Source organism: Duganella kummerowiae, from assembly GCF_053572355.1.
Genome location: NZ_JBKFEH010000002.1, coordinates 416,161 through 443,132 on the forward strand (window position 1 = coordinate 416,161; position 26,972 = coordinate 443,132).

At 66.8% G+C, this 26,972-nt stretch carries 24 protein-coding genes; 10 read left to right on the forward strand and 14 right to left on the reverse strand.

Annotated features, from left to right (window positions below):
* Positions 1-3 precede the first annotated feature (3 nt).
* The 7 genes from ACLB1G_RS02615 (at position 4) to ACLB1G_RS02645 (ending at position 5,636) form a co-directional block, all read left to right on the forward strand.
* Complete coding sequence (locus ACLB1G_RS02615) at positions 4-645, forward strand: chalcone isomerase family protein (RefSeq protein ID WP_491625612.1); 642 nt, start codon at positions 4-6, stop codon at positions 643-645.
* Positions 642-1,976: an MFS transporter gene (locus tag ACLB1G_RS02620; RefSeq protein WP_491625613.1), complete on the forward strand. Its 1,335-nt coding sequence runs from the start codon at positions 642-644 to the stop codon at positions 1,974-1,976. The genes ACLB1G_RS02615 and ACLB1G_RS02620 overlap by 4 nt, the downstream gene beginning before the upstream one ends.
* The gene (locus ACLB1G_RS02625) at positions 1,973-2,506 is read left to right on the forward strand and encodes a DUF3833 domain-containing protein (protein WP_491625614.1); all 534 of its coding nucleotides are present in this window, start codon (positions 1,973-1,975) and stop codon (positions 2,504-2,506) included. Before ACLB1G_RS02620 ends, ACLB1G_RS02625 begins: the two co-directional genes overlap by 4 nt.
* On the forward strand, positions 2,494-3,273 hold the full coding sequence (locus tag ACLB1G_RS02630; RefSeq protein ID WP_491625615.1) for an SDR family NAD(P)-dependent oxidoreductase: 780 nt from the start codon (positions 2,494-2,496) through the stop codon (positions 3,271-3,273). Before ACLB1G_RS02625 ends, ACLB1G_RS02630 begins: the two co-directional genes overlap by 13 nt.
* Positions 3,270-3,692: a nuclear transport factor 2 family protein gene (locus ACLB1G_RS02635; RefSeq protein WP_491625616.1), complete on the forward strand. Its 423-nt coding sequence runs from the start codon at positions 3,270-3,272 to the stop codon at positions 3,690-3,692. The genes ACLB1G_RS02630 and ACLB1G_RS02635 overlap by 4 nt, the downstream gene beginning before the upstream one ends.
* 71 nt (positions 3,693-3,763) lie before the next feature.
* Complete coding sequence (locus ACLB1G_RS02640) at positions 3,764-4,858, forward strand: AI-2E family transporter (RefSeq protein WP_491625617.1); 1,095 nt, start codon at positions 3,764-3,766, stop codon at positions 4,856-4,858.
* 31 nt (positions 4,859-4,889) lie between these two features.
* Positions 4,890-5,636: an AAA family ATPase gene (locus ACLB1G_RS02645; RefSeq protein WP_491625618.1), complete on the forward strand. Its 747-nt coding sequence runs from the start codon at positions 4,890-4,892 to the stop codon at positions 5,634-5,636.
* On the opposite strand, the gene urtE is transcribed toward ACLB1G_RS02645, so the two are convergent.
* From urtE to ACLB1G_RS02680, 7 genes are all read right to left on the reverse strand, one after another.
* Entirely contained in the window at positions 5,633-6,331 is a 699-nt protein-coding gene (gene urtE / locus ACLB1G_RS02650) for an urea ABC transporter ATP-binding subunit UrtE (RefSeq protein WP_491625619.1), read from the reverse strand. The two genes, ACLB1G_RS02645 and urtE, sit on opposite strands and share 4 nt — an antisense overlap.
* 9 nt (positions 6,332-6,340) lie before the next feature.
* Complete coding sequence (gene urtD / locus ACLB1G_RS02655) at positions 6,341-7,165, reverse strand: urea ABC transporter ATP-binding protein UrtD (RefSeq protein ID WP_491625672.1); 825 nt, start codon at positions 7,163-7,165, stop codon at positions 6,341-6,343.
* 26 nt (positions 7,166-7,191) lie between these two features.
* The gene (gene urtC, locus ACLB1G_RS02660) at positions 7,192-8,286 is read right to left on the reverse strand and encodes an urea ABC transporter permease subunit UrtC (RefSeq protein ID WP_491625620.1); all 1,095 of its coding nucleotides are present in this window, start codon (positions 8,284-8,286) and stop codon (positions 7,192-7,194) included.
* The gene (gene urtB, locus ACLB1G_RS02665) at positions 8,283-9,839 is read right to left on the reverse strand and encodes an urea ABC transporter permease subunit UrtB (RefSeq protein ID WP_491625673.1); all 1,557 of its coding nucleotides are present in this window, start codon (positions 9,837-9,839) and stop codon (positions 8,283-8,285) included. The genes urtC and urtB overlap by 4 nt, the downstream gene beginning before the upstream one ends.
* A 198-nt stretch (positions 9,840-10,037) precedes the next feature.
* Positions 10,038-11,294 carry an urea ABC transporter substrate-binding protein gene (gene urtA / locus ACLB1G_RS02670; protein ID WP_491625621.1) on the reverse strand — a complete coding sequence of 419 codons (1,257 nt, stop codon included), beginning with the start codon at positions 11,292-11,294 and terminating at the stop codon, positions 10,038-10,040.
* A gap of 48 nt (positions 11,295-11,342) precedes the next feature.
* Entirely contained in the window at positions 11,343-12,452 is a 1,110-nt protein-coding gene (locus ACLB1G_RS02675) for a porin (RefSeq protein WP_491625622.1), read from the reverse strand.
* 206 nt (positions 12,453-12,658) lie between these two features.
* Positions 12,659-14,377 carry a S41 family peptidase gene (locus tag ACLB1G_RS02680; RefSeq protein ID WP_491625623.1) on the reverse strand — a complete coding sequence of 573 codons (1,719 nt, stop codon included), beginning with the start codon at positions 14,375-14,377 and terminating at the stop codon, positions 12,659-12,661.
* 134 nt (positions 14,378-14,511) lie between these two features.
* Between ACLB1G_RS02680 and ACLB1G_RS02685 the strand changes: the two genes are divergently transcribed.
* The 3 genes from ACLB1G_RS02685 (at position 14,512) to ACLB1G_RS02695 (ending at position 16,468) form a co-directional block, all read left to right on the forward strand.
* A complete protein-coding gene (locus ACLB1G_RS02685) occupies positions 14,512-14,742 on the forward strand; it encodes a hypothetical protein (protein ID WP_491625624.1) in 231 nt (76 codons plus the stop codon).
* A 97-nt stretch (positions 14,743-14,839) separates the two neighbouring features.
* A complete protein-coding gene (locus ACLB1G_RS02690) occupies positions 14,840-15,940 on the forward strand; it encodes a DNA topoisomerase IB (RefSeq protein WP_491625625.1) in 1,101 nt (366 codons plus the stop codon).
* Between the two features lie 54 nt (positions 15,941-15,994).
* Complete coding sequence (locus ACLB1G_RS02695) at positions 15,995-16,468, forward strand: hypothetical protein (protein ID WP_491625626.1); 474 nt, start codon at positions 15,995-15,997, stop codon at positions 16,466-16,468.
* Between the two features lie 201 nt (positions 16,469-16,669).
* On the opposite strand, the gene ACLB1G_RS02700 is transcribed toward ACLB1G_RS02695, so the two are convergent.
* The 7 genes from ACLB1G_RS02700 to ACLB1G_RS02730 all read right to left on the reverse strand — a co-directional run bounded on the left by ACLB1G_RS02700 (position 16,670) and on the right by ACLB1G_RS02730 (position 26,951).
* A complete protein-coding gene (locus tag ACLB1G_RS02700; protein WP_491625627.1) occupies positions 16,670-17,620 on the reverse strand; it encodes an ion channel in 951 nt (316 codons plus the stop codon).
* A gap of 8 nt (positions 17,621-17,628) precedes the next feature.
* Positions 17,629-18,165, reverse strand: coding sequence for a peptide deformylase (gene def, locus ACLB1G_RS02705; protein ID WP_491625628.1), 537 nt, complete (start codon positions 18,163-18,165; stop codon positions 17,629-17,631).
* Positions 18,166-18,194: 29 nt separating this feature from the next.
* Positions 18,195-20,543, reverse strand: coding sequence for an NAD-dependent DNA ligase LigA (ligA, locus tag ACLB1G_RS02710; protein WP_491625629.1), 2,349 nt, complete (start codon positions 20,541-20,543; stop codon positions 18,195-18,197).
* Positions 20,544-20,578: 35 nt separating this feature from the next.
* Positions 20,579-21,733, reverse strand: a complete 1,155-nt coding sequence (locus ACLB1G_RS02715; protein ID WP_491625630.1) for a cell division protein ZipA C-terminal FtsZ-binding domain-containing protein — start codon at positions 21,731-21,733, stop codon at positions 20,579-20,581.
* Positions 21,730-25,257, reverse strand: coding sequence for a chromosome segregation protein SMC (smc, locus tag ACLB1G_RS02720; RefSeq protein WP_491625631.1), 3,528 nt, complete (start codon positions 25,255-25,257; stop codon positions 21,730-21,732). Before smc ends, ACLB1G_RS02715 begins: the two co-directional genes overlap by 4 nt.
* Before the next feature lie 90 nt (positions 25,258-25,347).
* The gene (locus tag ACLB1G_RS02725) at positions 25,348-25,962 is read right to left on the reverse strand and encodes a phosphatase PAP2 family protein (protein ID WP_491625632.1); all 615 of its coding nucleotides are present in this window, start codon (positions 25,960-25,962) and stop codon (positions 25,348-25,350) included.
* Between the two features lie 107 nt (positions 25,963-26,069).
* The gene (locus ACLB1G_RS02730; RefSeq protein WP_491625633.1) at positions 26,070-26,951 is read right to left on the reverse strand and encodes a LysR family transcriptional regulator; all 882 of its coding nucleotides are present in this window, start codon (positions 26,949-26,951) and stop codon (positions 26,070-26,072) included.
* Positions 26,952-26,972: the final 21 nt, after the last annotated feature.

Sequence of the window (26,972 nt, forward strand, 5' to 3'; positions counted from 1 at the left end):
GCCATGGGGCGGCGCGCCCAGCCCGCCGCCCCGGGCGCGCCCGCCCGGCCGCGCGCCAGGCTGGCGGTTGGTCCACTGCCGGGCCCGTCGCGGGATCGTACGCTGGGATGGTTGGGCAGCCGGCTGCAGCGCTGCCTGCTGGCGTGCCTGCTGGCTGCCCAGTTGGCCTCGCCCGGGCATGCCGCCACCTGGCGCGACGAGCTGCCGCGCGCCGTCGCCCTGGGCCAGGGCGACCTGCGCTGGTTCGGCCTGCGCATCTACCACGCCACCTTGTGGGCGGAGCAGCGGCCATTCCAGCCGGAGCAGCCGTTCGCGCTGCAGCTGAGCTACTACCGCAGCATCAGCCGCGATCGGCTGGTGCAAACCAGCCTCGATGAAATGCAGCGGCTGAACGGCGGCAAACTGGACCCTGCCACGCTGGCGCGCTGGAAAACCTCGCTCAACAGCGCCTTCACCGACGTTGCGGAAGGCGACCAGCTGACCGGCGTGTACGCGCCCGGCCACGGCATGCGCTTCTACAACCAGCAACGGCTGCTGGCTGACATCGCCGATCCGGAACTGGCGCGCGCCTTCTTCGCCATCTGGCTGGACCAGCGCACCCGTGATACCGGCCTGCGCCGCCAGCTGCTCGGAGGCCAGCCATGATATCGGCCAAGCCGCCAGCCAGCGCGGACAGCCTGCCCGCAGCGCCGCCATGGTGGCGCCACGCCGCCTATGGCTTGCTGGGCCTGCCGCTGGCGATGGCGGCGCTGCCGGTGTATGTGCAAATTCCGGCCTACTACAGCCGCGTGTACGGCGTCGGCCTGGCGCAGCTGGGATGGGTGCTGTTTGGCGCCCGCCTGTTCGACACCGTGCAGGACCCGCTGCTGGGGCACGCCATCGACCATGCGCGCGGCAGCCTGGCGCGCTGGCTGGCGCTGGCCGCCGTGGTGCTGGCGCTGGCCTTTGCCGGCCTGTGGCTGCCGCCCGCCGCCTGGGCCCTGCCCTGGCTGGCCGCCATGCTGGTGCTGGCCTACAGCGCCCACAGCCTGCTCAACATCGCCTACCTGTCCTGGGGCGCGCGCCTGCAGGGCGCAGCCGGCGGCACCTCCGCTCCGCTGCTGCCTGCCGCCGCCTGGCGCGAGGGCGCCGGGCTGCTGGGAGTGATCGCCGCCAGCGTCATCCCCGCCGCCATCCTGGGCGGGGCGCCGGCCCAGGCCACCAGCGGCATGGCCTATTACAGCCTGGCCTTCGCTGCCCTGCTGCTGGCCGGCCTGCTGGCGCTGCTGCGGGCCGCGCCGCCCTGGCCGGAGCGGGCCACGGCAAGTCCGGACAGCGCGGCGCCCTGCGCGGCAGTACGGGACAGCCGCGCCGTGCTGCGCCGCATGGCCGCCAACCGCCCGTTCCGCCAGCTGCTGGCGCCCTACCTGCTGAACGCCGTGTCGGTATCGCTGCCGGCCACGCTGGCCATGTTCTTCATCAGCGACCGGCTCCAGGCCGCGGCCTATGCGGGCGCCTTCCTGGGCAGCTATTTCGCAGCGGCCGCCTGCGGCCTGCCGCTGTGGACCCGCCTGGCGGGCCGCATCGGCGTGCGCGCCTGTTGGCGGCTGGGCATGGCGCTGGCCACCCTGTGCTTTGCCGGCGCAGCACTGCTGGGGCCGGGCGACATCGCGGCTTACTTCGCCATCTGCATCGCGGCCGGCCTGGCGCTGGGCGCCGACCTGGCCATGCCGCCGGTCTTGCTGGCGCAGCTGATCCCGGCCGACGAGGAACCCGGCGCCTACTACGGGGTATTGACCTTGCTGGGCAAGCTGGCGCTGGCACTGTCCGGCCTGGCGCTGCCGCTGCTGGCCGCGCTCGGCTACCGGCCAGGCGCCGCCACCGGCAGCGGCCAGGCCCTGGTGCTGGCCTACGCCGTCCTGCCGTGCCTGTGCAAACTGCTGGCGATGGCGGCGCTGCGCCGTGGCCATCCCCTACCCACCCGGAGCTCACCATGAAAAAAACCCTGACTGCGCTGGCCTTCACCCTGCTGGCGGGCTGCGCCGGCCCGGACGTGCAGCAATACCGCGCCGTCCAGCCGGCGCTGGACCTGCAAGCCTATTTCGCCGGCACCACCGACGCCTGGGGCATGTTCCAGAAGCGCGACGGCAGCGTGGCCAAGCGCTTCCACGTCGTCATCACCGGCGCCAGCGCCGATGGCAAGCTGACCCTGGACGAACGGTTCCGCTACGACGACGGCAGCACCCAGCAGCGCGTCTGGCGCCTGACGCGCGATCCCGACGGCCGCTGGCGCGGACGGGCCGACGACGTCAAGGGCGAGGCCACCGGCGAGATCGCCGGCAACGCCCTGCGCTGGCAATACACGCTGCTGCTGCCGGTCGACGGCGCCACCTACGAAATGCAGTTCGACGACTGGATGTTCCTGATCGACCAGTGCACCATGATCAACCGCGCCAGCATGCGAAAGTTCGGCATCGAGTTCGGCCAGGTCACCCTGATGTTCCGGAGGCGCGCATGCGCCCCCTGAACCAGCGCATCCGCTGGTGGGACGGGTTGCGCGTGTGGGTGGTCGGCGCCTCCAGCGGCATAGGCGCGGCCATGGCCACCGAACTGCTGGCCTCGGGCGCGCGGGTGGTGCTGTCTGCCCGCCGCGCGGAGCGGCTGGAAGCGCTGGCCGCGCCCTACCCGCTGGCCATGGTGGCGCCGCTGGACATCCTCGACCGCGAGGCCTGGACCCTGCGCTATGGCGACATCCGTGAGCGCATCGGCGGCATCGACCTGGTGGTGTTCTGCGCCGCCGACTACCACCCGGAACACAGCTGGGAAGTCGATCCGGCCGGCGCGGCGCACACGCTGGAGGTCAACCTGGGCAGCGTCTATACCGGCTTGGCCACGGTGCTGCCGGACATGCTGGAACGCGGCAGCGGCGGCATCGCCATCATCGCCAGCGTGGCCGGCTATGTCGGCCTGCCCAACGCCAGCGTGTACGGCCCCAGCAAGGCGGCCCTGATCAACCTGGCGGAATTGCTGTACACGGAACTGCGCCCGCGCGGCCTGAGCGTCTACCTGATCAATCCGGGTTTCGTGCGGACCGAGCTGACCGCCAAGAACGACTTCTCCATGCCGGCCCTGCAAACCCCGCAGGATGCGGCGCAAGCCATCCTGCGCGGCATGGGCGCGGGCGAATTCGAGATCCACTTCCCGAAACGCTTTACCATGCTGGTCAAGCTGCTGCGCTGGCTGCCCTACCGTGCCCGCTTCGCCCTGCTGACCCGCATCATGAGGCCACAATGACACAGCTCGATGCCCTGCTGGCGTGGTATGCCGCGCTCACTCCCGCCAACATCAGCGAGGCCGCCCGCTACTACGCGCCCGACGCACGCTTCCGCGACCCCTTCAACGACGTGCGCGGCATTGCCGCCATCGAGATGCTGTTCCAACACATGTTCCGCCACACGGAGCAGCCGCGCTTCGTTATCACCGAACGCATCGTGCAGGGACGGCAAGCCTTCGTCACCTGGCGCTTCGTGTTCAGCCTGCGCGGCCAGCCCTACCAGGTGGAAGGCGGCAGCCACATCGTGTTCAATGATGAGGGCATGGTGGCCTCGCACCGCGACTACTGGGACGCTGCCGAGGAATTGCTGCAAAAGCTGCCCGTGGTGGGAGCGCCCATCCGCTGGCTGCGGCGCCGCTTCCGCGCCACGCCGGACTGATACGGCCAGCGGGGCGCGCACGATAGCGGCCGGCTGCCATCCAGCCGGACGCCGGATCGATATAATGCGGCATGGAACCGAGCCGCCACCCCGCACCCGCCAGCCCCGCAACGGCGCAGCCGGCGCCGGCGGCCGAACGCAGCTTTGTGCACCGCGTGGTGCTGGCCTATGGCGTCGGCATGCTGTTCCTGCTGGGGCTGGCGGCGCTGTGGTTCGGCGCCGACGCCCTGCTGCTGCTGTTCGCCTGCGCCCTGTTCGCCGTGCTGCTGTATGAACTGAGCCACCGGCTGGCGCGCCGCACCCCTATGCGGCGCGGCGTGGCGCTGGCCATCATTGTGGCGGCGCTGCTGGCCATCATGGGCGGCGGCGGCATGGCGGCCGCCCCGCAAATCGAAGATCAGGCCTCGCAGCTGGGTTCCGTGGTGCCGGAAGCGATAGAGCGCGTACGCCAGGCCGTGGCCAGCAATCCCCTGCTGCGCAGCATCCTGGCCGACCTGCCCAGCGCACAGCAGATCCGCCGCCAGCTCACCGCCCAGATGCCCAACGCCGGCCTGTTCTTCACCGGCCTGTTTGGCGCGGTGGGCAATGCCGTCATCATCCTTTGCGTGGGAATTTACTTCGCCGCCCAGCCTGCCGTGTATGTGGAAGGCTTCATCAAGCTGATACCGCCCACGCGGCGGCGCCGGGCGCGCGAGGTGCTGGATGAAATCGGCTCCGTGCTGGCCCGCTGGCTGGTGGGCAAAGCCTGCTCCATGGTCATCGTGGGCGTGGCGACCGCCACCGGGCTCTGGCTGCTGGAGGTGCCGCTGGCCCTGATCCTGGGCCTGATTGCCGGGCTGCTGGACTTCATCCCTTACCTGGGACCGCTGATGGCGGGCGTGCCGGCGGTGCTGATCGCGTTTTCCATCAGCCCCGAGCTGGGCTTGTACACGGTGTTGCTGTTCACCGGGGTGCAGCTGGTGGAAGGCTATCTGCTGTCGCCGCTGATCGAGGCGCGCACCGTGTCGCTGCCGCCCGCATTGACCATCGCCATGCAGATGCTGTTCGGCGCCCTGTTCGGCCTGGCCGGCATCGCACTGGCCACGCCGCTGGCGGCCGTGCTGTCGGTGCTGATCGCCATGCTGTATGTGCAGGACGTGCTCAAGGACAACGCCTCCCTGCCCTAGCACCCCGGCTTGAATTACAATGATGGCAACCATGATATCGACCCAATTTGCCATCGCCGCCCGCCTGCAATGGGACGCCGTTCCCGACGCCGAGGCCTATCCATTCTCGCTGCCAGCCATCCGCAAGCTGGGCACGCTGGAGTTCCACCCTTCGGTCACTTTCATCGTCGGCGAAAACGGTTCCGGCAAATCCACGCTGCTGGAAGCCATCGCCATCAGCTGCGGCTTCAACCCCGAAGGCGGCAGCAGGAATTTCCGCTTCGGCACCCGCGCCTCGCACTCGGTGCTGCACCAGTATTTGCGCGTCGCCAAGGGCTACCGGCGCTGGCGCGACGGCTATTTCCTGCGCGCCGAAAGTTTCTTCAACGTCGCCACCGAGATCGAAAAGCTGGACGAGGATCCCATGGGCGGCCCCCTGATCATCGACAGCCACGGCGACCGCTCGCTGCACGAGCAGTCGCACGGCGAATCCTTCATGACGCTGCTGATGGAACGCTTCGGCGGGCGTGGCCTGTACATCCTGGACGAACCGGAGGCCGCGCTGTCGCCGCAGCGCCAGCTGGCGGCGCTGGCGCGCATCCAGCAGCTGGTGCGGGCCGGCTCGCAATTCATCATCGCCACCCACTCGCCCATCCTGATGGCCTATCCCAACGCCCGCATCTACGTATGCTCGGAACGCGGCCTGCGCGAAACCGACTACTACGACACCGAACACTACCTGGTCACCCACGATTTCATCGTGAATCCTCAGCGCACACTGGACCGCCTGCTGGACTAAACCGCCAGGTGGCGCTTGACCTCGGGGTCGTTCATGGCCGCCTGGGCGCCGGCGGCCACCACCTCGCCGCGCGACAGCACCACGAACTGGTCGGCCAGCTCGTGGGCGAAGTCGAAATACTGCTCGCACAGCAAAATCGCCATGTCGCCGCGCTGGCGCAGCAGGCGTATCACGTTGCCGATGTCCTTGATGATGGAAGGCTGTATGCCCTCGGTGGGCTCGTCCAGGATGATCAGCTTGGGCTCGGCCAGCAGCGCGCGGGCAATCGCCAGTTGCTGCTGCTGGCCGCCCGACAGGTCGCCGCCGCGCCGGTGCAGCATGTCCTTCAGGACCGGGAACAGCTCATAGACCTCGCCCTTGATGGTGCTGGCTTTCTTGCCCGAGTGCGTGGCCAGGCCCATCAGCAGATTTTCCTCCACCGTCAGGCGGGCAAAGATCTCCCTGCCCTGTGGCACGTAGGCGATGCCGGAGCGGGCCCGCTGGTGGGTCGCCATGCGCGTGATGTCCTTGCCCTCCAGCCTGACCGTGCCCGATGCCACCGGCAGCACGCCGGTCAGGCATTTGAGCAAGGTGGTCTTGCCCACCCCGTTACGGCCCAGCAGCGCCAGGCAACGCCCCCGTTCCAGCCCCAGCGAAATGCCGCGCAGCGTGTGCGAGGAACCGTAGTATTGATTCAGTTTGTCGACTTCCAGCATGTGCTTTCCTCAGCGTCCCAGGTAGACTTCAATCACGCGCTCGTCGGCCTGCACGTCGCCCATTTTCCCTTGCGCCAGCACCGAGCCTTCGTGCAGCACGGTGACGATGCCGTCGCGCGCGATCTCGGTCACGAAGGCCATGTCGTGCTCCACCACCATGATGGAGTGCTTGCCGCGCAATTCGTTCAGCAGTTCGGCGGTGCGCTCAGTTTCGGCGTCCGACATGCCGGCCACCGGCTCGTCCAGCAGGATCAGCTGCGGTTCCTGTATCAGCAGCATGCCGATCTCCAGCCACTGCTTCTGGCCGTGCGACAGCAGCCCGGCCAGGCGCTGCTCGCTGCCGTTCAGGCGTATCAGCCTGAGGATCTCGTCGATCTTGCCGCGCTGTTCCGACGACAGGCGGGCGAACAGCGTGGGCCGCACGCGCTTGTCCATCTTCATGGCCAGCTCCAGGTTCTCGAACACCGTGTGCTGCTCGAACACGGTGGGCCGCTGGAACTTGCGGCCTATGCCAGCGTGGGCGATTTCATGCTCGGCCATGCGGCTCAGGTCCATGGTCTGGCCGAAAAATACCCGGCCCGAGGTGGGACGCGTCTTGCCCGTGATGACGTCCATCATGGTGGTCTTGCCGGCGCCATTCGGGCCGATGATGCAGCGCAGCTCGCCCACCGAAATATCGAGACTGAGCTTGTTCAGGGCGCGGAAGCCGTCGAACGACACCGTGATCTCTTCCAGGTAGAGGATGGCGCCGTGGGTGGTGTCAAGTCCCTCGCGCGCCACGCGCTCGTAGGCCACGCCTTGGGCGCCGCCGGGGTCACTGCTCTCCGCCGACATGCGTTCCGCCAACTGTTCATTCACACTCATGCTTGCTCCTTGCGCAGCCGCGCCGCCAGTCCTGCTATGCCTTGCGGCAGGTAGCGCGTGACCAGGATGAAGATCAGGCCCAGCGCGAACAGCCACAGATTGGGGAAGGCGCCGGTGAACCAGCTTTTCAATCCATTGACGGAAAACGCGCCGATGATGGGTCCCAGCAGCGTACCGCGTCCGCCCACGGCGGCCCAGATCACCATCTCGATCGAATTCGCCGGCGACATCTCGGACGGGTTGATGATGCCCACCTGCGGCACGTACAGCGCCCCGGCAATGCCGCACAGGATGGCCGACAGGGTCCACACGAACAGCTTGAACCACAGCGGGTTATAGCCGATGAACATCAACCGCGATTCGGAATCGCGCACCGCCTGCAGCACGCGCCCCAGCTTCGAGGTGACGATCCAGCGGCACAGCAGCAGCGCGCCCACCAGCGCCAGCAGCGTGGCCAGGTATAGCGCGGCCTTGGTGCCGGGCGCGCTGATCGGATAACCGAGGATGCGCTTGAAATCCGTGAAGCCGTTGTTGCCGCCGAAGCCGGTGTTATTCCGGAAGAACAGCAGCATGAAGGCATAGGTCATGGCCTGGGTGATGATGGAGAAGTAAACGCCCTTGATGCGTGAGCGGAAGGCGAAGAAGCCGAATACGAAGGCCAGCACGCCCGGCACCAGCACCACCAGCGCCAGGCAGTACCAGAAGCTGTCGGTGCCGCTCCAGAACCAGGGGTAGGATTTCCAGTCGAGGAAGACCATGAAGTCCGGCAGATCGGTCTGGTACACGCCTTCGCGGCCGATGGCGCGCATCAGATACATGCCGTGCGCATACGCGCCCAACGCGAAGAACAGGCCGTGGCCCAGCGACAGGATGCCGGTGTAGCCCCACACCAGGTCCAGCGCCAGCGCAGCCAGCGCGTAGCACATGAATTTGCCGATCAGGCCGACCCAGTAGTCCGGCACGTGCAGCGCATGGCCGGCGGGGAAAGCGACGTTCAGCAGCGGCAGCGCCGCGGCCAGTGCGCAGCAGGCCAGGATGGCGGCCCAGGCGCGGCCGCTGAACAGCGATGGTTTGGTGATGATGGCACTCATTCGGCGCTCCTGCCTTTCATGGCGAACAGGCCCTGCGGCCGCTTCTGGATGAACATGATGATGAAGACCAGGATGGCGATCTTGGCCAGCACCGCGCCCGCCACCGGCTCCAGGAATTTATTCACTTCGCCCAGGCCCAGCGCGGCAATGATGGTGCCGGCCAGCTGGCCGACCCCGCCCAGCACCACCACCATGAAGGAATCGACGATATAGCCCTGCCCCAGGTCCGGTCCCACATTGCCGAGCTGCGACAGCGCCACCCCGCCCAGGCCGGCGATGCCGGAGCCGAGGCCGAAGGTCATCATGTCTATCTTGGCGGTGGAGACGCCCACGCAGCCGGCCATGCGGCGGTTCTGCATCACAGCGCGCACGAACAGGCCCAGGCGGGTCTTGTTCAGTATCAGCCACACGCCCACCACCACGATGGCGGCAAACACGATGATGGCGATGCGGTTATAGGCCAGCACCAGCGAACCCAGTACCGTCACGCCGCCCGACATCCAGGCCGGGTTGGCCACTTCCACGTTTTGCGCGCCGAAGATGGTGCGCACGGTCTGCATCAGGATCAGGCTGATACCCCACGTGGCCAGCAGGGTTTCCAGCGGACGGCCGTACAGCCAGCGTATCACCGTGCGCTCCAGCGCGATGCCGACCAGCGCCGTCACGATGAAGGCGGCCGGCAGCGCCGCGAACAAATAGGCGTCCACCGCGCCGGGGAAGTAGGTGCGGAACAGTACCTGGCACAGGTAGGTGGTATAGGCGCCTATCATCAGCAGCTCGCCGTGCGCCATGTTGATGATGCCCATCAGGCCGAAGGTGATGGCCAGGCCCAGCGCCGCCAGCAGCAGCACGCTGCCCAGCGATACGCCGTAGAAGAAGTTGCCGACCATTTCGGTGCGGGCCAGACGGCTGTCCAGCTTGGCCAGGGTGCGGGCGGCGGCCACGCGCACGCCTTCGTCCGGCTCGTTGTAAGCGTTATCAGTCTTGTCCAGCATTTGCTGCAGCAGCGGCCGCAGGTTGGCGTTGCTGCTGTCGGCCAGCGCCTCGACGGCGGCCTTGCGTTTGGCGGCGTCCGGCGCATGCAGATAGGCGGTGGCGGCCACCAGGTGCAGCAGTTCGCGGATGTCCGCGTCGCGTTCCTGCACCAGGGCTTTCTCGATCAGCGGCGCCTGCTCCAGCGTCACGCTTTTCTGCAGTTCGTTGACGGCCGCGTAGCGCTGCGCACGGTCGGGGGAAAACAGTTTGAGCCCGGCCAGAGCGTCATCGACGGCGCCGCGCAGGCGGTTGTTGACCATCAGGCCATCCAGGCCGTCCGGCATGGGGCCGCTCTGGCCGGTGGCGGGATCGTAGGCCTGGTCGTTCTCGACGATGTAGAGATGGCCATCCGGCGTGGCGTACACGGCCTCGTTCTTGATGGCGTTCAGCAGGCGGCTGGCGTCCTCGTTGGCCAGCGCGCCGATGTGGGCGATGGCGGCCACGCGGGCGTCGGGATCGTCGCCGGCCAGCGGCGCCAGCAGGGAGCGGTCGATGGCGGCCTGCGCGGCGCCCGCCATCAGGAGTAGCGCGAGTAGGAGTATTTTTTTCAAGGGGTGCTCCGTATATGAGGCTGTTTCAAAGCGGGCGTGGCTAGGCGCAGGCCAAGGCCGGGACGACGCAGACAGTGCGCCTGCACGGCAAGGAGCTGCAACAACGCCATGGCCGCTTTGAAACAGCCGATCCCTCCGCCGGGCGGGCGGAGGGCACCACTTCAATTACAGCTTTTGCTTGCCTTCGTTACCCGGGATGAAGGGGCTCCACGGTTGGGCGCGCACCGGGCCGGGGGTCTTCCACACCACGCTGAACTGGCCGTCCGGACGGATCTCGCCGATGAACACGGGCTTGTGCAGGTGGTGGTTGGTGGCGTCCATGGTGAGCGTGTAGCCGTCAGGTCCCTTGAAGGTCTGGCCGCCCATGGCTGCGATCACCTTGTCGGTATCGGTGGACTTGGCCTTTTCCACGGCCTGCGCCCACATGTGGATGCCGACGTAGGTCGCTTCCATCGGGTCGTTGGTCACGACGGTGTTCGCGTTGGGCAGCTTCTTGGCCACGGCATAGGCCTTCCACTTCTTGATGAATTCCGCGTTGACCGGGTTCTTGATCGACTGGAAGTAGTTCCAGGCCGCCAGGTGGCCCACCAGCGGCTTGGTGTCCACGCCGCGCAGTTCTTCCTCGCCCACGGAGAACGCCACCACCGGCACGTCGGTCGCCTTCAGGCCGGCGTTGCCCAGCTCCTTGTAGAACGGCACGTTGGAGTCGCCATTGATGGTCGAGACCACCGCCGTCTTGCCGCCGGCCGCGAACTTCTTGATGTTGGCGACAATGGTTTGATAATCCGAGTGGCCGAACGGGGTGTAGACCTCGTCGATGTCGCTATCCTTCACGCCCTTGCTCTTCAGGAAAGCGCGCAGGATCTTGTTGGTGGTGCGCGGGTAGACGTAGTCGGTGCCCAGCAGGACGAAGCGCTTGGCGCCGCCGCCTTCCTTGCTCATCAGGTATTCGACGGCCGGTATCGCTTGCTGGTTGGGCGCGGCGCCCGTGTAGAACACGTTCTTTTCCAGCTCCTCGCCCTCGTACTGCACCGGGTAGAACAGCAGGCTGTTGAGCTCCTTGAACACCGGCAGCACGGATTTGCGCGACACCGAGGTCCAGCAGCCGAACACCACGGACACCTTGTCCTGCGAGATCAGGCCGCGCGCCTTTTCCGCAAACAGCGGCCAGTTCGAGGCCGGGTCCACCACCACCGGCTCCAGCTTTTTACCGAGCACGCCGCCCTTGGCGTTGATTTCCTCTATGGTCATCAGGGCCACGTCCTTGAGCGAGGTTTCCGAGATGGCCATGGTGCCGGACAGCGAGTGCAGGATGCCGACCTTGATGGTGTCGGCCGCGTGGGCCGACATGCCGCTTACCAGCAGCGCGGCGCCGGCGGCGATGCGGCTCAGGGTGGCGATAAAGTGACGACGATTTTGCATATTCATTTCCCCGTTCGGTTAGTGTGTGAGTCAGTGTGTATATAGGAATCAGTACTGCAGCTGCAGGGCCACGACGAACTTGTCGCTGTCGTTGGCCTTGGTGACCTTGGTGCGCGAATACACGGCGCTCAGCTGCGCGTTGTAGCCGTCGATGATGTAGTTGACGCCCGCGTCGAACTGCTTGGTGTCGATGTTGGTGTCGGCGCTGAACTTCTGCCAGCGCAGGAAGGGCTGCAGCTTGCCCCAGCCGGCCTTCTGGTCGAACACGTAGGACAGTCCGGCCGAATAGGCCTTGCCCTGTTCCGATTTGATGATGTCGCTGGTGTCGTAATCGTAGTAAGCAGCCTCGATGCCGACCGCGCCGGCGCCGGGGATGCGCTTCTCCAGCAGGAAGTCGATGTTGTAGGAGGTGTAGTCGCCCACCTTGGCGGCGGTGATGACGCCATCCTTCTGGGTGCGCGCGGCCACGCCTATGGCCAGGATGTCGGCATTGCCCAGGTAGTTGCCGGTGCCGTAGTAACCCGGTTCGGCGTCCCAGAAGTCGTACTGCAGGCGCCCGGCATACATCAGATTGTCGGCAGCCTTGATGCCGGCGGCCTTGGCCTGCGACTGGGTCAGCGAGCCGATGCCGAAGGTGTGGCCCTCGAAGGCGCCGACCGAGTAGCCCAGCTTGCCGTCGGCCACATTGCCCCACACCACCACGCCATCGTCGCGGCCGCGGAAGATGCCGCCGTTGTAGCCGTAGCGCGAGGCCACGCCGGCCCAGTAGCCGCCGCCCAGCGAGTAGTAGGGACCGGCCATGTTGGCGCGGTCGCTGGGCGACAGCAAACGGCCGGCCCAGACGTTGAACTCGGGCGAGATGGCGAACTGGCCGGCGGCGTCCAGGATGCGGATCTGCTCACCGTCCCACTCCGTGTTCAGCATGCCCTTGATGTTCTTGTTCAGCGAGGCGCCGAAGAACAGGCGGGCGCTGTCCAGGTTGAAGTCGCTGGTGCGGCCGCCGTCCGGCGCAGCGTCTTCCACGCTGCTGTAGCTGCCGCGCATGCCGAAGCCCACGGTGACCGACTTGTCCTCGGCGATGTTGATGGTGGCGCCCGCGTGCGCCTGTCCCGCCACTACCGCCGACAGGACCGCCGCCGCCATTGCCGCCAGCGCCATGCGGTTCCCGCTTCGCTCCCGTTTTCTGCTCAGTACCACGCCCATGGTGTTCTCCCGTTCTGGATGGATTCTTGGTTGTTGGACTTGCCGCCAGGCGCTGCCGCGCTTGACATGATTGCAAGATTACCCAAGGGGGAGAGAATGGCGAATACGTCAATTGACGTAGTTGATGCGGCGCCGCATGGCACGGCGCCGCGAGCAGGGGCTTACTTGGCGGGGATAGGTTGTTGCAGTGCCTCGACGGCGGCCTCCAGCACCGGGTCGCTGCCGGCGCGAATCGAGGCGATAGTGGGTGCGGCGGCGATATCGGGCTGTATGCCCTTGCCGACAAAGGTTGAGCCGTCCGGCCAGGTGTCGCGCTTGACGCAGATGCGGGCCATGCCGCCGCCGGGCAGCGGGAAGGATAGCGCTTGACCGGTGCTGCCGCCAGTGGCTTCGCCGACGATGATGCCGCGCTTCATCAGCCGGAAGCTGGCCGCGAAATCCTCCGCAGCCGAGAAGGTCCGGGCGCTGGTCAGCACTGCCACCGGACCCTGGAACACTTGCTGGCGCGGGATACTGACCGGCTCGGCCACTGCGGATAGCGGCTTGAGGACGATGCTGATGTTGCCACGGGCGCGCTGGACCGCCGCGCTGTCGCGCTCATACGAGCGCGGGGTCGGGATGCCCTCCTTGCCCAGATAGGACAGGATTTGCAGGCCAAAACCGCTGTTGCCGCCGCCGTTGCGGCGCACGTCGATGATCAGGGCCTTGGCTTGCAGTATCTCCGGCAGCGCCTTTTCAACCGCCTTCACCGCCTTGTCGCTCTCGAAATCGTCGATGGCGATGTAGGCCACGCCGCCGGGCAGCACGTTGAACACGAAGCGGGGCGCGGATTTCCGGCCGCCGCGCGCCACGGTCTCTTCCCGTTCGGCGCCGTCCGCGCCGCGCAGGCGCAGCTTGACCGGCGTGGCAAGGTCGCCGGACAGCAGCTCGTAGCCGTAGGTACGCAGCGTGCGGTCCTGCGGGGTCGATGCCGCCACGTAGGGTTGCACGCGCTGCTCGGCGTAGCGGCGTACCGGTTCGCCGTCGATGGCCACGACCTCGTCGCCGACGTGGATGCGCCTGCCCAGTTCCTCATTGCCGACGCTGGTCACCAGCACCTTGTCCTCCACCAGCGCGGTGTCCAGCGCGGGCCGCTGGTAGACCTGGTCCTGTAGCTCGCCCGGCAGATAGACGTTGCTATGCCCATCCTGCAGCAGTGCCGCCAGTTGGCGCATGACATCGTAGTATTCGCGCGTGCTGCGCGTGGCCGCCACTTTCGACAGGTACTCGACATAGGTCTTGTTCCAGTCCAGCTCCGGAACGTGGTCGAACCAGGCGAAGTGCTCGCGCGCCTCGGCCCAGAACAGGGACAGGCCGGCGGTTTTTTCCGCCGCAGTCAGGTCCGGCTGATAAGGCGTGGCGAAGGCCGCCTTGCCGTAGACGCGGTTCGGCGTGTCCCATGTTTGCAGCATCGCCGTATAGCGCGGCTCGCCGCGCAGCGGCGCCAGATCAGGCAGTTGCTGCAGGATCTTGCCGAGTGCGGGATACCACATGTACGTGCCTACTTTTTCCAATGCGACCAGCGCATCGTCCTGGCGGCCCTGGCGCATGTACGACCAGGCCAGTGCGATTTGCAGCTCCACGTGTTCGCTATACAGGCGGTCAAAGGAGATGGCGCGCTCCGCCACTGCAGGCGTCTCCAGATACGTGCGCAAACGTTCAAGCTCGGTCGCGGCGCGCTGCGCATCGGCCTTGCTGGCGCCCGGCTTGAGCAAGTCGTCCTGCGCGTTGCGCCGGTCGAACAGATACCGGTGTATCGCCTGGGTGGTGGCGCCGGCGGCGGGCGGCGTCACGTCGGCGGCGCTGGCGGACCAGGCCACAGTGAACAACAGGGCAGACAAGGATGCGGCGCGCATTAGACCCCTTACCAAAAAAGCATGATCTTGCCATGCCGCCATAATTATCACAAGATCAAAGCTTCGCATCCGGCGCCTGCGGCGCTATCATGCCCCTTTATTCATACCGGGAGCACACCATGACCATCTTCGCCCAGCCCGTCTTCGACGCTACCGTGATCTACGAGGGCCAGGAATTGTTCAAGGGCCAGGGCGCGGCGCGCGGCTGGGCCGAAAAAGTGGCGCGCGAGCTGGAATGCGAGGTCACGGTCGAGAAAATCGGCACCGGCTGGGCGCTGCGCGGCCTGGTCGATGGCGAGCCGACCAAGTGGGGCATCTACGGCCAGCGCCTGTCCCGCATCGAAAAGTAGGCATGTGTACGCGGCCTCACACTGGCCGCATGCGGATCACGCTGCCCTGCCCCGCCTGGCGCTAGCATCTGGAAACAAACCATACCAGAGACCCAGCATGAAGCGCGATCCCGCCGCAGCCACAGCGGCTGCCCCCATCCAGCCCGCCGCCGATGCCCCGGCCGCCGCCAAGGCCGCCGGGCTGCGCTACGTGCACGACGGCCAGCCCGGCATCCACCGCAAGGGCCGCACCGTCAAGACCTTCCGCTACGTGGATGCGGATGGCGCGCCAGTCAAGGACGAGGACACCATTGCCCGCATCCGCAAGCTGGCCATCCCGCCGGCGTGGACGGACGTCTGGATCTGCCGCCACGGGCACGGCCATTTGCAGGCCACCGGCCGCGACGCGCGCGGCCGCAAGCAGTACCGCTATCACGCCAGGTGGCGCGAACTGCGCGACGAATCCAAGTACGGCCGCATGCTGGCCTTCGGCAAGCGCTTGCCCGCCATCCGGCGCGCCGTCGACGAGGCGCTCAAGCTGCCCGGCCTGCCGCGCGAGAAAATGCTGGCGACCATCGTCTACCTGCTGGAAGCGACCATGATGCGGATCGGGAACGAGGAATACGCGCGCGATAACAAGTCCTTCGGCCTGACCACGCTGCGCGGCCGCCACGTGCGGGTGGATGGCAGCGAGGTCGAATTCCGTTTCCGCGGCAAGAGCGGGGTACACCACGCGGTCAAGGTCGCGGACCGGCGCCTGGCGCGCATCATCCGCAGCGTGCGCGACTTGCCCGGCCAGGAACTGTTCCAGTACGTGGACGATGACGGCGCCCCGCACAGCATCGATTCGGCCGACGTCAACGACTACCTGCACCGCATCGCCGGCGAGGATTACACGGCCAAGTATTTCCGCACCTGGTCCGGCACGGTGCTGGCGGCCATGGCGCTGCAGGAGTACGAGAAGGTCGACTCGGAAGCCCAGGCCAAGAAAAACGTGGTGCGCGCCATCGAGAGCGTGGCCAGGAAGCTGGGCAACACGCCCACCATTTGCCGCAAATGCTATGTGCACCCGGCCGTGATCGAATCCTACCTGGATGGCAGCATGCTGGAAGCGCTGCGCCAGCGGGCCCGGGAGGAACTGCGCGAAGACGTGCACGCCTTGCGGCCTGAGGAAGCAGCGGTGTTGGCGCTGCTACAACAGCGCTTGCAGGCGGCCTGACTGGGAGTAGAATCCTGATTCGGCGATTTTTCGTCCCCTGATCAGGTCATCAAGATGCCGCTGGTACTGCCCTTTCCGATTCGTGTAGAGTGCCCGCCGGGCGCGTGCGAGTGCGGCCAGGCCGAGCTGCTGCAAAGCTGGGAGCAAGCGCCGGACAGGACCGATATCCGCGTGCTGCGCCTGAACCGCGAAGAAGAAAAACGCCTGATCGCGAAAATCGAGAGCATCACCAGCTATGCCGAGCTGGGGCGGCTGGAACAGCGGATGCAGGAACTGCTGGGCGTCACTTTGGAGATCACGCCCAGCGCCCGCGGGGTGCGCACGGTGCGCGGCCTGAGCATCGTGCTGGCGCCGCGTCCCGGCCTGTGCCGCAAGACGCGGCAAGCGATACCGGCCGCCATCCGCCGCAGCCTGGACCGCCATCCCGAGATCGTCTACGCCCTGCTGAACGCCCGCGACCTGCTGGCCGACCTGCCGCCCCCGGCACATACTCCGCTGGACTCGACGTCGGCGTCAGAGTTGCCATAACTGTGGTGGCTGTCCACTGCACTGCGGTGTCCGCACTGCGGTGTCAGGTCTGCCAATGGTACATGGGGCCGCCTGAAGACGCGAGCTCATGTACCATTGGCAGATCTGACACCAGGGGTATTGGCAGATCTGACACCAGGGGGAGGACATTGGCAGATCTGACACCAGGGGGAGGACAGACACCAGGCATGGACACGGGGGCTAGCCGGGATGGGCGAGCGCGGCGCCGGGCATGGTGCCTTCGCTGCTGCCGTCCGGATAGATGTCGTGGAATTTGCTGTAATCCAGGACGCGCACATTGCCCTCGATCTTGTCGGACATGATGTCGGCGAAGTGGTAGTTGAAATAGATGTGCTCGGCCGCGTAGGTCTGGCGCGCGTGAACGAAGTCGTTCAGGGTGTCGTCGGTGCCGGTCATCGCCACCGACAAGGTGGCTGCCTCCTCGCGCAGCTGCTCCTGGGTCTTGCCCCACAGCGGGCTGCTCTCGTCTATCCTGTGCATCACGGTCCAGGTCAGCGCGAACACGCTGCTGGTCTCGCGCTCCAGCTTGAGGTCGTAGAAGCGCGTGAATACCTGCCCTTCCAGCGTCACTTCGCGCCGCACCAGCGTGGCCCGCACCGAGGCTTCCAGGATCAGGTTGTCGCGCTCGTTCCCGGCCCGCAGCATCAGGGTGGGCACGCCGTTGAACGGGGTGATCACGGCCACGTTGGAGAACATGATGCGCGAGGTGGGCCGCGCGAAACGGGCGAACAGCAGGCCGGTGATGGCCGCCGCCTGCACCACGCCGATCAGCATTTCGGTGGAGGCCACGATGTGGCCGTAGGTGGTGGCCGGGTTCATGTAGCCGTAACCCACCGTGGCAAGTGTCTCCATGGAGAAGAACACCAGGTCGGGGAAGTAGCCCGGCCGCGCATTGGCAATGGAACCCGGCACCGCGAAGTAGGCGGCGGCGAATACCAGGTTGGTGGCCATGTACAGCACGAACATCAGCACGAAGAAGCGCGGCCAGCTCAGGGTCAGCATCCAGTGGTAGGTGTCGGCCCAGTGTGCGGTGCGTACGCCGACACGGCGTATCTGCGAATTCCCCATCTGGAAGGCGCCGCGCACCCGCCCTACCCGGGGACGCGGTACGTGTCCGGGCTGCTCGCTCATGGCCGGCCTCAGTCGTCGTCGTTGGGGTCCAGGCCCGGGAACATGATCTCGGTGTACCCGAACTTGCTGAAGTCCCTGATGCGGCGCGGGTACAAAATGCCCAGCAGGTGGTCCACCTCGTGCTGCACCACGCGCGCATGGAAGCCGTCCACCTCGCGCCGGATGGGCTGGTTGAACGGGTCCACACCCTCGTAGCGCAGCTTCGTATAGCGCGGCACGCTGCCGCGCAGGCCCGGCACGGACAGGCAGCCTTCGATGCCCTCTTCCATCTCGTCCGACAAGGGCGTCAGCACGGGATTGATCAGCACCGTCTCCGGCACCTGCGGCGCATCCGGGTAGCGCGGGCTCTGCTTGAAGCCGAAAATCACCAGCTGCAGGTTGACGCCGATCTGCGGCGCTGCCAGCCCGGCGCCATTGGCGGCGTGCATGGTGTCGAACATGTCAACGATCAGGTCGCGCATGCCCGGCGTGTCGAATTCGCGCACCGGCTCGGCGATGCGCAGCAAACGCGGGTCGCCCATCTTCAGAATTTCTCGGACAGCCATCTCGATCCCCTTTATTTGTTTTGTGCATGTCATGCCTGGGCCGAGGCGATCAGGGCCAGCAGCCCCGCCTCGTCCAGCACAGCCACTTCCAGTTCCTGCGCCTTGGCCAGCTTGCTGCCGGCATCGGCGCCCGCCACCACGTAATGCGTTTTCTTCGACACCGAGCCGGACACCTTGCCGCCCAGCGCCTCGATGCGGGCCTGGGCGTCGTCGCGCGTCATGGTTGGCAGCGTCCCGGTCAGGACGAAGGTCTTGCCCGTGAACGGGCCGGCCGCCGCCGCTTCCGGCAGCTCGGCCAGCAAGTCGGTGCGCAGGCGGTCCAGCGCGGCTACCTGCTTGCGGTGGGCCGGGTCGGCCATCCATTCCGTCAATGCGTCCGCCACGGCGGCCGGCAGGCCGAACACGGTGAAAATCTGCAGGTGGGCCAGCACTTGCAGCGACACATCCTGCTCCACCAGCTGCTTGCTGCGCGGCTCGGTGAGCTTGGGGATGCCCAGCGCCGTCATCAGCTTGACCGGGTCCAGCTTCTCGCGCAGCCTGGCGCTGGGCGGATGTTCGCCCTTGGGCGCCACGCCGGCCTTCAGCAGGTCGTCGATGGCTTGCTGGTTCTTGGGTTCTGCGAAGAAGTCGGCGATGGAGTCGGCCACCACGCCGCCGATATCGGGCAGCACCCGCAGCAGCGCGGCCGGCACGCGGCGTATCAGGTCGAAGCGGCCCAGCCATTCGGCCAGGGTCTTGGCGGTCGATTCGCCCACGTGGCGGATGCCCAGCGCGAACAGCAGCCGCTCCAGCGGCGGGTTCTTGCTGGCGGCGATGGCTTCCAGAAGATTGTCGGCCCATTTGGTGGCGATCTTGCCCTGGGCGACAGTCTCCGGTGTCGTGCCATCCCGTTCATCGGCCAGCCGCTTCATCTTGAGCAGGTCGTCCAGGGTCAGCTGGTACAGGTCTGCCACGCTGTGCACCAGGCCCGCTTCGACCAGGTTGTCGATGTAGCGGTCGCCCAGGCCTTCGATGTCCATCATGCGGCGCCCGGCAAAGTGGCGGATCGCTTCCTTGCGCTGCGCGGAGCAGAACAGCCCGCCGGAGCAGCGCGCGATCGCCTCGCCCTCCTCGCGCACCACGTGCGAACCGCATACCGGGCAAGTTTTCGGCAGTACGTACTGCGCGGGTTCCGGCACCGGGCGCTTGTCCAGCACCACGGCCAGCACTTCGGGGATGACGTCGCCGGCGCGCCGTACGATGACAGTGTCGCCCACGCGCACGTCCTTGCGCCGCACCTCGTCCTCGTTGTGCAGGGTGGCGTTGGTGACGTTGACGCCGCCCACGAACACGGACGCCAGCCGCGCCACCGGCGTGATGGCGCCGGTGCGGCCCACCTGCACTTCGATGGCCTGCACCACGGTCAGCGCTTCCTCGGCCGGGAATTTGTGCGCCAGCGCGAAGCGCGGCGCGCGCGAGACGAAGCCCAGCGCGCGCTGGTCGGCCAGCTTGTTGGCCTTGTAGACCACGCCGTCGATCTCGTATGGCATGGCCGGACGCTGCTTGCCGATGTTGGCGTAGTAGGCCATCAAGCCTTCGTAGCCGCGCACCACCGAGGCCTCTTTCGCCACCGGCAGGCCCAGCTCGCGGTACCAGTCCAGCAGCGCCGAGTGCGATTCCGGCATCTCATGGCCTTCCAGCGCGCCCACGCCATAGGCATAGAAACTGAGCTTGCGCTGCGACGTGATGCGTGAATCGAGCTGGCGCAGACTGCCCGCCGCCGCGTTGCGCGGGTTGACGAATTCCTTCTGCCCGGCCTCGCGCTGGCGCGCGTTCATGGCCTCGAAATCGGCCTTGAACATCAGCACCTCGCCGCGCACGTCCAGGATGGCCGGCGGTTCCTTGGTCTTCAGGCGCAGGGGAATGCCGCGTATGGTGCGGATGTTGGCGGTGACATCCTCGCCGGTGTAGCCGTCGCCGCGGGTGGCGGCCTGCACGAGCAGGCCATCCACATAGCGCAGGTTGATGGCCAGGCCGTCGTATTTGACTTCGGCCGCGTATTCGACTTCCACCGCGTCCAGCCCTTCACGCACGCGGCGGTCGAAGTTGGCGATGTCTTCCTCGGTAAAGCCGTTATTCAGGGACAGCATGGGCACCGTGTGCGTCACGGCCTCGAACTGCGGCAACGGCGCCGCGCCCACCCGCAGGGTGGGCGTGTCGGGCAGCGCCAGCTCCGGGTGGGCCGCCTCCAGCTGCTGCAGCTCGACGAACAGGCGGTCGTACTCGGCGTCCGGGATGGTGGGCGCGTCCAGCACGTGGTAGGCGTGCAAATGCCGGTTCAATTCGGCGGTCAGGTCCGCGATGCGGGTGGCGGCGGCCTGGGTGTTCTGGTCGGTCATGGTGCTTCGGTGTTACGTGAGGTGATTCCGCTGATTCAGCTGAACAGGCGCAGCGCGCGAGTGGAGCCGGCGGGAATGTCGGCCGCTTCCATCTCGGCATAGAAGTCCTGCACCTGGCCGGCAATTTCCGCCAGGGCGGCGTCCGACAGCGGCTGGCTGTAGTCGTCGACGATGGTCGCGTCCAGGCGCGCCACCAGCGACTTGGCGCAGGCCACCATGGCGCCGAAGCCGTCGCGCGCCGGCGCCACGCAGGGCACGTCCAGCAGCAGGGTCAGGCGCGGCGTGGTTTCCTCGCCCATGGTGACGTTGGTGGTCAGCGTGAACAAATGGCCGCCCTCGCCGTCCGGCATCACGTAGCGGCCGTCGGGACGCACGTCGAAGCCCTGCTTCTCCAGCGCCAGCAGCAGGGTGGCGATGGCCCACGGGGCGCCGTTGGTGTGCAGGTTGACGCCCAGCTGGGCGTCGTGCCCGGCCACGAAGCGGTGCAGGTTGCGCGCTTCGGCCATGACCTCGATCATGTCCGGCACTTCCGGCTCGGCGCCGATCTCGTCGGCCATGGCGCGCAGCCGCGTCACCAGTTCCGAGTATTCCAGCTCGTTGAGCGCCGTGCTGCGGCTGGCCAGCTGGACCCCGCCCTGCAGTTTGGTGTACACGTGGCCATGGACGATGGGCTCCCAGCCGCCGCTGACGGCCAGGCCGATGAAGTGCACCGGCTTGTTGCCCACCATGCGCAAGGTCTGCAGCACCGGCAGCAGCTTCTCGCCGCGCGCCGGGGCTTCCAGCGCCAGCGGCAGCAGGCAGTCGATCAGGGGATCGACCAGGGCCGTGGCCTGCTCGGCGGCGGCAGCCGCGTCGGCTTCGGCCTGGGCCGGGGCCTCGGCCGGCTGGTCCGGGTCGAACGCCGGTTCGATCGTTGCGGCGGCCGGGGCCGCAGCCGTGGCGTAGGCGCCCAGGGCCTCGGCGGCGGCGCTGGCTTCGCCACCGGCCAGGCCGGGAACGCTGCCATCCAGGCTGGGCTCCTGGCGCGCCACCGGGGCATCGCCAGCGCGCATCAGCACGTCGTCATGGTCGGCCGCGAAGGCGCGCTCCACGGATTTCTTGGCCTTGTACTCCTGCCACTTGTTGTAGCCGAAGACGATGACGATGAAACCGCCACCGGCCGCCAGTAAACTCATTTGTAGGTCTGTCATGCTGCTTGTGCCTCGGAAGCGAAGTTGGCGGCGGATTCCATGTCCACCGCCACGATGCGCGATACGCCCTGCTCCTGCATCGTCACACCGATCAGTTGATTGGCCATCTCCATCGCGATCTTGTTGTGCGAGATGAAGAGGAATTGGGTCTGGTCCGACATGCGCTTGACCATGCGGCAAAAGCGCTCGGTATTGGCGTCGTCCAGCGGCGCGTCCACCTCGTCGAGCAGGCAGAATGGCGCCGGATTCAAACGGAACATGGAGAACACCAGCGCGGTCGCCGTCAGCGCCTTCTCGCCGCCGGACAGCAAATGGATGGTGGCGTTCTTCTTGCCCGGCGGCTGGGCCATGACCTGCACGCCGGAGTCCAGGATTTCGTCGCCCGTCATGATCAGCTTGGCCTGGCCGCCGCCGAACAGGATGGGGAACAGCTCGGAGAAGTGGCCGTTGACGCGGTTGAAGGTATCCTGAAGCAGGTCGCGCGTCTCGCGGTCGATGCGCGTGATGGCGTCTTCCAGCGTGTGGATGGCCTCGGTCAGGTCGGCGTTCTGCGAATCGAGGAAGTTCTTGCGCTCGGCGGCCTGGGCCAGCTCGTCCAGCGCTGCCAGGTTGACCGCGCCCAGCGCCGCGATGGCGTTGGTCAGGCGGGTCACCTCGCCCTGCAGGTAGGACGGTTTGAGCTCGCCGTGGATCTTGGTGGACAGCGCCTCGATATCGGCCTGGGCCTCGGCCAGCTGGGCCGCATACTGTTCCTGGTTCAGGCGCGCCGCCTGTTCCTTGAGCTGCAGTTCCATGATGCGGTCGCGCTGCGGCTGCAGGAAGCGTTCGGCAGACATGCGGCCTTCCTCGGCGGCGCGCAGCTGCTGGGCGATCTGGTCCAGCTCATGGCGGGCGTCCGACAGCGCTTTTTCCTGCTCGCTGCGGCGGTTCAGCAAGTCCTGCAAGCCTTCGTCGGCGTCGCCCGATTCCAGGCTCTCCAGCTCGGCCTGGCCGGCGCGCAGGCTGTCCGCCACCTGCGCAGCCTGGGCGTTGGCGGTGGCGATGCCACGCCGCAGCTCGTCCATCCTGCTGCGCTGCGACTTTTCGGCAAACTGGGCTTCCTGCGCCGCCCGCTCCAGCTCGCGCAACTGTTCACGGGCGTCGGCCAGGCGTTGTTCCTTTTCCAGGAAATCGGTCTGGCCATCCTCGTGCGCGACCTGCAGCTCGCCCAGTGCGATATCGAGCTGCTCGAATTTTTCTTCCGACTCCAGCTTGGCCTGGGTCTGCTCCTGCTCCTGCATGGCGATTTCGGCCAGGTCGCTCTCGATCTGGCCACTGCGCTGCTGGTAGCGCGCCTCGATCTCGGACAGCTTGACCACCTCGATCTGCAGCGCGTGCAGCGACTGGGTCAGACTCTGCGCGCGCGCCCTCAGCTCGCTCAGCTGGCGTGTATGGTTGGACAGCGCGGCCTCGGCCCGCACCGAGCGGGCGCGCGCCTCATCGGCCAGCATTTGCTGGGCGCGCAGCTGCTTGGTGAGGTTGTCGATTTCCTGCTGGCGGCCCAGCATGCCGTCCTGCTCGGCGTCGGCGGCGTAGAAGCGCACGCTGGACTGGGTCACCACATGGCCCTGGCGCGTGACGAAGCAGCCGCCGGCCGGCAGGCGGGCGCGGTCGGCCAGTGCGGCGCCAGCGTCCTCGGCGGCGTAGACGTTGTGCAGCCAATCCTGCAGCACGGCGCGCAGGCCGGGGTCGTTCAGCTTCAGCAGCTGCATGAAGGGCTGCAGGCCAGGCGCTTCCTGCGGCGCGGGTGGCGTGGCGGACGATGGCGCGTACAGCGCCAGCTTGGCCGGCGGCGCGTCGCCGAAGAAGGCCTGGGCCCAGTCTATATTCGACATCTGCAGCGCCGAGGTGCGTTCGCGCAGCACGGATTCCATGGCGGTTTCCCAGCCCTGCTCCACGTGCAGCTGCTGCCACAGGCGCGGCAGGCTGTCCAGCTCATGCTTCTGCAGCCAGGGCTGGACCTTGCCCTGGGTTTGCACGCGCTCCTGCATCTGGCGCAGCGCCGCCAGGCGCGCTTCCAGCTGGGCGTTGGCGGCGGTTTCCGCATTGACCTGGGCCTGGGCTTCCTGGCGTTCCTGTTCCAGCTGCGGCTGCAGCGCCTGCGCTTCTTCCAGTTGATAAGACAGTTCTTCCTGGGCCTGCTGTTTTTCCTCCAGCTGCAGCTTGAGGTTTTCCAGGTGGCGGCTGTCCGGCAGGCTCAGGCCATTCTTTTCCTGCTGCAGCCGTTCTCGCCGCGCGGCCAGGCTGTTGAGGATGCTGTTGGCGTTGCGCTGGTGCGCCGATTCCAGTTCCAGCTGCTGCTGCGCCTGCATGATGCGGGCCCGCGATTCGGTACTGCGCGCCTGGGCCTCGCGCCAGGCCTGCTCCAGCAGCGGCAGCGACTCGGCCTTTTGCTCGGCGCGCATGGCCGCTTCCTCGACCTTGGCCGACAGTTCCTCCAGGTTGAATTCCGCTTCCGCTATGTGGGTGGCGTAATCCTGGGCCTGTCCCTGCCACTGGTCGCGCTGGGCGCCCAGGGTGGCCAGCTGCGCCTGCAGGCGGGCGCGCTGCTCGGTCACGAACTTGATGCGCGCTTCCAGGCTGCCGATTTCGGCATTGGTCTGGTACAGCGCGCCCTGGGCCGTGTGCATCCGGTCGCCGGCAGCGAAATGGGCCTGGCGCATGTGTTCCAGCGACAGTTCGACATTGCGCAGCTTGGCAGTCTGCTCCTCCAGGTCGTTCTGGGCCTGTTCGACCTCGCGGAACAGCTTCTTTTGCTCGTACTCGGCCTCGTTGCGCCGCACCAGCCACAGCAGCTTCTGCTTTTCCTCCTGCTCGGCCTGCAGCTGGTGAAATTTGGTGGCGACGGCGGCCTGGCCTTCCAGCTTTTCCAGGTTGGCGCCCAGCTCGCGCAGGATGTCCTCCACCCGCAGCAGGTTCTCGCGCGTGTCGTGCAGCCGGTTTTCCGTTTCGCGGCGGCGTTCCTTGTACTTGGAAACGCCGGCCGCCTCCTCCAGGAATACCCGCAACTCCTCCGGCCGGGACTCGATGATGCGCGAGATCATGCCCTGGCCAATGATGGCGTAGGCGCGCGGCCCCAGGCCGGTGCCGAGGAAGATGTCCTGGATATCGCGCCGGCGCACCGGCTGGCCGTTGATGTAATAGGTGGAAGCGCCGTCGCGCGTCAGGGTGCGCTTGACGGCGATCTCGGCATACTGGCCCCACTGGCCGGCGGCCTTGCCCGCGTTATTGTCGAACACCAGCTCGACCGAAGCCCGGCCGGCCGGCTTGCGGTGGGTGGAGCCGTTGAAAATGACGTCCTGCATGGACTCGCCGCGCAGCTCCGAAGCCTTGGATTCACCCAGCACCCAGCGCACCGCGTCGATGATGTTGGACTTGCCGCAGCCATTCGGTCCCACCACCCCCACCAACTGGCCGGGCACCTGGAAATTGGTGGGATCGACAAACGACTTAAATCCCGACAATTTGATCGATGAAAGACGCACGTTGTTTTATAAGGTTGGTAGGCTGTAAAAGTTCACAATAATACCACCCCACGTACGCGCACAGGCCGAAAACACGCGGTGTGACGGACGTCAGCGCATGGCATTGCGCGGTACGGGCAGGTCCCAGTAGCCGTGCCGATAAGGCTGCTCGCGGCCCGACAGGAATAGCGCCAGATCCACCATCCAGTCCTCGGTGGGCAGTGGATCGACGCGCGGGGCGATCAGCAGCACCGGAAGGCACAATGCCACCAGCACACGGCTGAGCGCCAGCTGGCCTTCGCCGCGCGCCAGCCAGATGAACGCGGCGGACACCGACAGGCCCAACAGGGTGCCGGTCACGCATTCGGACACCGCGTGTGCATGAACTTTCACGCGCGAAATCGATATCAGCACCGCCAGCAGGACGCCGGCCGCCAGCGCCCATCCGCGCTCGGTCCGGCTACGCGAACGGAAAGCCAGGTAAGCCGCGACCGGGAACACGGCCGCTGCACGCATCGCATGCCCGCTCACACCCTCGAAGCGCGGCTCGTCCAGGCCGACACCCCAGCCCAGGAAGGCGACCTTGGTCAGCACCACCAGCGCCATGCCGGCGCCGAACAGCACGCCCCAGGCGGTGGTCAGGCGCCATGAACGCCCCAACAGCAGCCAGGCCGCAATCGTGACGCCGATCGGCCCGGTCACCGCCAGGCTGCCTAATATACTCAAGCCATGCCACAAAGTCATCGATCCTGCTGCCTTCCATTTTGTTTTGCAACGCAACATTAAACCACAATCGTCGGCCGGCCGGAGTAGCTATTGCCGAAAAACAATATTCAGATGCCGAAGCGGCCGACCACGAAGTCGACAAAGCTGCTCATCTTGGGCGTGGACTGCCGGTCGCGCGGGTAAATCAGGTGCATGGGGCGAGGTGGCGGCACGAACTCGCGCAGCACCGGCACCAGGCGTCCTGCGGCGATCTCGTCGGCCAGCACGATTTCGGCCTGCATCACCAGGCCATAGCCGGCCAGCGCGGCCTGTTTCAGGGCCTGGCCGTTGTTGGAGCGGAAGCGGCTGGGCGGCAGCGCCGGCTCGCCCTCCACGCCATCGAGGCGCCAGCGCAGCAGGCGGCGCCAGTGCATGAAGTCCAGGCAGCGGTGCCGCACCAGGTCGTGCGGGGTGGCGGGCACGCCGAACTTGTCCAGGTAGGCCGGCGCGGCGCAGATCACCGCACCAAAGGGGCGCAGCGGGCGCGCGACCAGGGCTGAATCGTCCAGCACGCCGATACGCACGGCGGCGTCCAAACCCTCCTCCACCACGTCGGCCAGGCGGTTGCTCAACTCCAGTTCCAGGCTCACCTCCGGATGGCTGTCCAGGAAGCCGGCCATGGCCGGCGCCAGCAATGCGCTGCCAAAGGCCACCGGGGCGCTGACCTTGAGGGTGCCGCGCGCCGTGCTGCGCATGGCCAGGGCCCCGGACTCGGCGCGCCGCACATGGGCAAGGATCTGGCGGCACTCCTCGCAATACTGCTCGCCGATCTCGGTCAGGCTCTGGCGCCGCGTGGTGCGGTTGAGAAGGCGCGCGCCGAGGCGCTGCTCCAGCTCGGCGACATGCTTGCCGACCATGACGGTGGAGATATCGAACTTGCGCCCGGCAGCCGTGAAACTGCCTTCATCCACGACGGCCACGAACACTTCCATGCTGCGCAGGCGGTCCATATTTAATCGCTGGTTAAGAAT